We start from the raw sequence: 6312 nt of genomic DNA, 5'->3' as shown, positions 1-6312 counted from the left end.
GTAATGTCAATTGAAGCTGTTAATCCTGCAACAGGAGAAACTATCAGACAGTATGAGGAGTTTACGTCAGAAGAGGTCAAGGGCATCATAGAGCAAGCACACGAAGATTTCCTCAGATGGAGGAGCAGCAAGCTTTGCTGAGAGGGCAAAGCTGATGAAGAGTGCCGCACAGGTTCTCCGTGATGATAAGGAAGAGTATGCCACTTTGATGGCACTGGAAATGGGATTTGAACCCGGAGATTTATCAGTAATTTCAGCGATTACACTGAATCAATTCTCCGGTGTAGCCTCATTGGTAAAGGAATATTGGCGAATTGGAATCTCATGGCAAAAATCTACTGAGACGTCTAATAGCAAAATATTGGGATCTTTTGTAGGTTTTCACGCAGGTAGATTCACTCTACTTGGGGAAGTTGACCAGTTAAATGTGTTTTCAATCAAGCAATACGCGTATCTTGCTGAACTGAATTTCCTTTTAATTAGAGGTCACAATTTTAAGATATCTTATAATCTTTTCGATAGAAACTCAGATATTGAGTTAAGTAGAGATGGTCAGGAGCGAATAAGGTTTGGATGGGAAATTTTTCCTGTTCAACACATACAATTTTCAATTTTCTACAACGTCAATCGGTTCATACCTCAGAACCGGCAGCTAAACCAAGATAGATTAGTTGCAGAATTGCATGTTTTTTTCTAAGAATTTTAAAAGAGGATAATGACCTTGCCCCCAAAAGTTAACACAAGCCTAAAGTTCTTAAATCTGTCTCATAAACCCCACTTATGACACAGCATTTCGCAGTCCAAAAACTCATGAAAACGAGCGTTTTTGACAATTAGCTTTCGAGGCACGGGGCGAACCGTTCGATAAACGAACCTTTATGAGAATCGGACAAAACTTAGGGGTAATAAATACTATTAGAAGCCAGGCTTATATGGTGGGGACAGGTTGAAGTTCAAGTAATTTATCAGTCAGAATGGTGTCGAGTTCCTTGCTGAGACTATCGAGTTCTGTTAGAAATTGTTCCCGTTGTTCGTCTATAAAATCTTCCACGAGGGTACTGTAATACTCAATCCCGTCTTTTATGTTTTTCTTGAATTCGCGGAAATATTTCGGCGTTCTAATTGAGAGTTCCAGTTTATATTGCTCGACTTCTTTTCTAATGTATTCGACATAGAGTTTGAGTTCTTTGATGAACATATGTGGTCTGTCGGAGTCTGTGAGAAGCGATATTCTGCCGTAAATGTGATCAACCATTTCTTCAAGCGTTGTCTTTTTAGAGAAACTGGTAATTCCGGGTCCGCAGCAGATAAGTGTCCTTCCATCCCTTTTGACATTGAGTTTTTGGGTAGCGGGTACCGCTAAGTCACGGCAGAGACATGCTTTCGCAAGAACATGTTCTCGTTGTACTGCAACTACGTTTTCGGCATATCCATTCGACCCGAGAGTTGGAAGTTTTCTTTTCACAAAATTTCTCGAAGAAGCACAAATATGATGATCGGTGAATTCTGAGTTGGAAATAAGAAAGCCTTTCGGACAGGCGCTTCCGGGCTTGCCGATTGAAACGAGTCTATTTACTTCTTCCACGGCTGCCGAATTTTTCAGCACCCAGAACGGCAGACCCAAAGGTGATGCATCGCTTAAATGAACATCATCTTTTCCAGCCTTTGCGAGCCGATCTCTGTGGTCCTCATCTAAGTTGGTTACTTCTGAAACGAGAAGGAAAGGCGTTGCCCAGCCTGTCGCGTCAACCTTGTAACGTTTATGTAGAAATTTCCTCTCTTCATTCGTACCGATTCCGCCCTGAACGGTCAGACTGACCTCCGGAGGTGAGGACGGCACAATTTTACCGATTTTGTTAAGCGCTTTGGTGTAAATATCAAATAACTTTTCTTTAAGAGCGTCTCTCTGTTCTCTAAACTCTTCTAATATGGGACCCATCAGATTGCCTTTTGTGGCGAATGCGTGTCCGCCGCAATTGAGTCCGGATTCGATTCTGAATTCGGAGACCCAAAGTCCCTTTTTGGCAAGGTATTTTCCTTGTATGGCGCCAGATCTGAAATCACTTACTTTTAATATTATGCGCTTTTTTATCTCTCCGAGTTTGTTCGGAAAGAAGTCAGCGAAATTGGCTATGTATGCGTACAATCTCAGGTTAAGACCCGCAGAAAAGATTACGGAAGAGTTCAATGTGCTCTCGGCAAAAGCTCTAAGAGCAAGAAGCGCATCGCTTTGCCCGATAGGAAGATCTTCGTTTCCCTTGGCTCCGTTTCTGTCAATTTTGGTCATTATATTGACGTCGATGCTTCCCGGAACAGCCTTCTCGCGAAGTTCATCCTGCATCTGCTCTCTGATTTTCGGGTCTTCTTCATCAAGCATCTTGAGATATTCGTCCTTCAGTGGTGAGTCCGGGAGCATTCCGAAATAGCGCGTAATATCGCTGCCCGGTTCAAAAGGAGATTTGCGGAGAGAGTCCATCTCTTTTTTAACAATACGGTCAACAAGGTTCAGATATTTCCTTATTCTACGCAAGCGTGAGTCTTTGCTCTTGCGGGGAATCTCCTCATAAGATTCTCCGACACGTTCTGCGTGGAATTTTCTCATTTGTTCAATGAGCATATCGTCAATAATAGAAATAACGGATGAGATGCCGAGCTTGGCGATCCTTATAGGTGTATCTATGGTAAATCCGGTACCCATTACCGGGATGTGGAATTTATGCGCTGAATTGTTTATCGGATGCTCCTTTCAGTCACTGCTCTCCTTTATGTTTAAGCGCCCGTATTAAAATATCAAATAACGGATATTAAAATAAAGCTTAATTAAGATAATAATATTATATTCCTACGGCAAGTTTATTTCCGCAAAGGATCTTTAAGGAGAGACGTGACCTTATCCCCAAATTTCGGTTCGGTGTTATCAATAGTACATTCGATGAATCGGTATTACGGGACAAGCCGGGGCAAATTGGGACACGAATATGATCTCTATTCGGTAACTGATTCCGCGAAGTACAGCGACTCAAAGTAACTTACTTCCTTCTCGCGGCTTTGACTCTCTCGTTTTCGGAGAGGTGTTGTTTCCGGAGCCGAACGGATTTGGGAGTAATTTCTAAATATTCGTCATCGCTCATAATGCTCATCCCGTTTTCGAGAGTCAGCTCTATCGGCGTCGTAAGGCGGATCGCTTCGTCGGCTCCTGATGCGCGCATATTGGTCAGCTGCTTGCCTTTGATGGGATTCACCGTGAGGTCGTCTCCCTTTGATGTGTTACCGATTATCATACCTTCATAGACATCTGTGTTTGCCCTTATATAGAGCGCGCCCCGGTTTTGAAGATTAAACAGCGAGAACCCGAGAGCTTTCCCCGTAGACTTGGATATCATTGAGCCGACGTGCCGCTTCTTTATCTCACCTACGTGTGAACGGAACCCGATAACCCTGCTGTATAGAATTCCTTGTCCCCTTGTGTCCACAATGAAACTGTTCTTGTAGCCGAGAAGACCGCGGGAAGGTATTTCAAAAATCAGATTAACACCTTCCTGTTCCGGCTTCATCTCTATCAAGTTTCCTTTACGTCTTGAGAGCTTTTCTATCACGACTCCGGTGAGCTCCTCCGGCACAATTACAGTTACCTCTTCAAACGGTTCAAGCTTTTCACCGTTTTCTTCCTTGATGATAACGTGCGGTTGGGAAATCTGAAGTTCAAAATCCTCTCTTCGTAAATTTTCCAAGAGGATAGCGATATGCATATCACCGCGTCCTAATACCCGGTAATGATGAGTGGATGAAAAATCAATTTTTAATCCGACGTTTATCTCCAACTCTTTTTCAAGCCGTTCCCGCAGCTGCCTGTTAGTGACGTACTTTCCATCGCGACCCGCAAAGGGTGAGTTGTTCACCAAAAAATTCAGTGAGATAGTCGGCTCGTCAATATCAATTGCGGGAAGGGCTTCCTGTGTTTCGTTCTCGCATATAGTTTCGCCGATATATATGTCTGCAAGTCCGGCTATCATGACGATATCGCCCGCGCTCGCCGAGTCTACTTCTTTCCTGTTGACGCCTTCAAAAGTGAACAACTTATTTATCAATCCGGTTCTAAACTCGCCGTTCGCAGATTTGATTATCACTTCATCCGAGCGGTTAATTCTGCCTTCGTATATTCTTCCGACAGCCAACCGCCCGAGGTAATTATCGTATCCAAGATTGAAAGTCTGGATCAGCAGCGGTTTGTTTTGTGCGGCTTCGTCTGACGCCGGCTGAACCTTCTCTAAAACAGTGTCCAAAAGAGGCATAAGGTCTGTTCCCTCATCGTCTAATTTGAGTTTTGCTGTCCCTTCTCTTGCATTTGAATAGACAGTCGCAAAGTCGAGTTGCTCGTCGTTTGCTCCGAGGTCTAAAAACAGTTCGAAAATCAGTTCATGCACTTCATCCGGGCGAGCCGCCGGTTTGTCAATTTTGTTTATAACGACGATGGGTTTGAGTCCAAGTTCGAGAGATTTCTTCAGCACGAACTTTGTCTGGGGCATCGGTCCTTCCTGAGCGTCAACTACGAGAACCACGGAATCTATAGATCGCAGCACCCGCTCCACCTCCGAACCGAAATCAGCGTGACCGGGTGTATCAACAATATTAATTTTAGTGTTCTTATAATAAACTGAAGTATTCTTAGAATAAATTGTGATGCCACGCTCCAGTTCAAGGACATCAGTGTCCATCGTCGCATTCTCGTCGGACATATTCGTCTGTCTCATAAGAGCGTCGGTCAGAGTGGTTTTGCCATGGTCAACATGCGCAATTATCGCTATGTTCCGTATGCTATCTAAATCCAAAATCCCTGCCTGTTTAACTATTCCCCTGCCCCGCCAACGGCGGTGGCCGCTTTCAAATCGTGTGTGATTAACCTAAATCGGTTACAAAGTCAATGAATATTATCGGACTGACTTTGCCCCTTTAGATGTATCAGCTGCCATGTTTCAGAAGGAGTTCCCGGTACTCCCCGAACGTCACTTCCGGGCGACTGAAAAGCTGGTTCTGCTGAAATAAATTGTGTCGAACACGGTAGGGGACGCAGATCTGCGTCCCCTACATTCGTATAGACAAGGAAGTTGGTGTTGATAAAATAGATAGGAGAGTCATAACACCCACTGATTGAAGATTAAATCCCCTTTGAAAGAATTTAAATTTACTTGTTGAATATTTCCGCTGAAAGCTTAAATTATACTTCTGAAACACCCTTTTAAGAAGCTGATATAAGCCTTTCAGGGGAAAGCCAAACAAGATGACGACTGACGATAAAATAACTGATGCGTTAAAGAATTTATCTCTCGGGCATTTAGATCTCGAACCGCCGGTGAGCGTCGATATCGACTCTTCCGTCTCCGAAGCGGTGGACAAAATGGACAAAAACGGATACGGTTGCGTTCTTGTTACCGATGGGGATGACCTGACGGGTATATTTACCGAACGGGATATTCTCATGAAATTAGAGGAATCGGATATCGATGAATCAAAACCTGTCAAAGAATTCATGGCGTCTGAGCCGGTTACTTTAAGCGTAGACAATAAAATCGCTGACGCTGTCGAGGAGATGAGTTCGAGTGGCTATAGACATCTGCCGATCATGGACAGCGAGGGTAAATGCATGGGAATCTTGACGGCGAGGATGATAGTCGATTTTGTCGTCGAGTTTCTGCCGGAACAAGTATATAACCTTCCTCCATCTCCAGACCAGAGTATGTTAACCGCAGAAGGAGGATAAGCGGGATCAATCCCCGGTTATTAGAAATATGAAGTGCCCACACTGCGCTACAGATAATTTCCCCGGCGAAGACTACTGCGCCAATTGCGGAATTGACCTTCGTGATGCCGGGATGATAACCCCGGACAAGGGCTTGGGAGCCAAGGTTCTTACCGACACTATAATGGCACTGGATCCGCCCGAACCGCTGACAGTGAGTCCCGATTCGACAGTCCGGGAAGCTGTTGATTTGATGCGGCGGAAAAGGCACGGCAGCGTGCTGATCGTAGATGACGGCAAATTAAAAGGGATATTCACGGAAAGAGATCTTCTGAAGCGAGTGGTCGTAAAGAAATTGAAATTGGATTCGGTGAAGATCTCCGCGGTCATGACAAAAGACCCCCAATCGCTCGGGGAATCCGATTCGATTGCATTTGCCTTGAACAGGATGTCAGTTAACAGTATTCGTCACGTTCCCGTAATTAAGGACGATGAACCGATAGGGTTTATATCGGTCCGCGGAATGTTGAAGTATCTGGCAATGCATACCTTAGAAAGAGTATAATTAGTCATTT

At 44.3% G+C, this 6312-nt stretch carries 5 protein-coding genes; 3 read left to right on the top strand and 2 right to left on the bottom strand.

Translation table 11 applies throughout. The features are described 5' to 3' along the window. Positions 1-154: 154 nt before the first annotated feature. Entirely contained in the window at positions 155-697 is a 543-nt protein-coding gene (locus tag IID12_01165; protein ID MCH8287703.1) for a hypothetical protein, read from the top strand. Between the two features lie 231 nt (positions 698-928). Here IID12_01165 and IID12_01160 read toward each other — a convergent pair whose 3' ends face one another. Together IID12_01160 and typA are read right to left on the bottom strand one after the other, a co-directional pair. Then, positions 929-2698, bottom strand: a complete 1770-nt coding sequence (locus IID12_01160) for a hypothetical protein (protein ID MCH8287702.1) — start codon at positions 2696-2698, stop codon at positions 929-931. A gap of 331 nt (positions 2699-3029) precedes the next feature. Then, on the bottom strand, positions 3030-4832 hold the full coding sequence (gene typA, locus IID12_01155) for a translational GTPase TypA (GenBank protein MCH8287701.1): 1803 nt from the start codon (positions 4830-4832) through the stop codon (positions 3030-3032). A gap of 446 nt (positions 4833-5278) precedes the next feature. Here typA and IID12_01150 point away from each other — a divergent pair, with 446 nt between their 5' ends. Both IID12_01150 and IID12_01145 read left to right on the top strand, forming a co-directional pair. Beyond that, entirely contained in the window at positions 5279-5758 is a 480-nt protein-coding gene (locus IID12_01150) for a CBS domain-containing protein (protein ID MCH8287700.1), read from the top strand. A gap of 28 nt (positions 5759-5786) precedes the next feature. Next, positions 5787-6302: a CBS domain-containing protein gene (locus tag IID12_01145; GenBank protein ID MCH8287699.1), complete on the top strand. Its 516-nt coding sequence runs from the start codon at positions 5787-5789 to the stop codon at positions 6300-6302. Positions 6303-6312: the final 10 nt, after the last annotated feature.

It is taken from the genome of Candidatus Neomarinimicrobiota bacterium (assembly GCA_022567655.1).
Taxonomy (GTDB): Bacteria; Fidelibacterota; SORT01; order SORT01; family SORT01; genus JADFGO01.
This window is presented reverse-complemented; position numbering and strand designations above follow the sequence as displayed.

Excerpts from the sequence above, each read along its gene's own strand:
- IID12_01165 (MCH8287703.1), top strand. The coding sequence starts at position 155 with ATGAAGAGTGCCGCACAGGTTCTCCGTGATGATAAGGAAGAGTATGCC.
- IID12_01150 (MCH8287700.1), top strand. The coding sequence starts at position 5,279 with ATGACGACTGACGATAAAATAACTGATGCGTTAAAGAATTTATCTCTC.
- IID12_01160 (MCH8287702.1), bottom strand. The coding sequence starts at position 2,698 with ATGGGTACCGGATTTACCATAGATACACCTATAAGGATCGCCAAGCTC.
- IID12_01145 (MCH8287699.1), top strand. The coding sequence starts at position 5,787 with ATGAAGTGCCCACACTGCGCTACAGATAATTTCCCCGGCGAAGACTAC.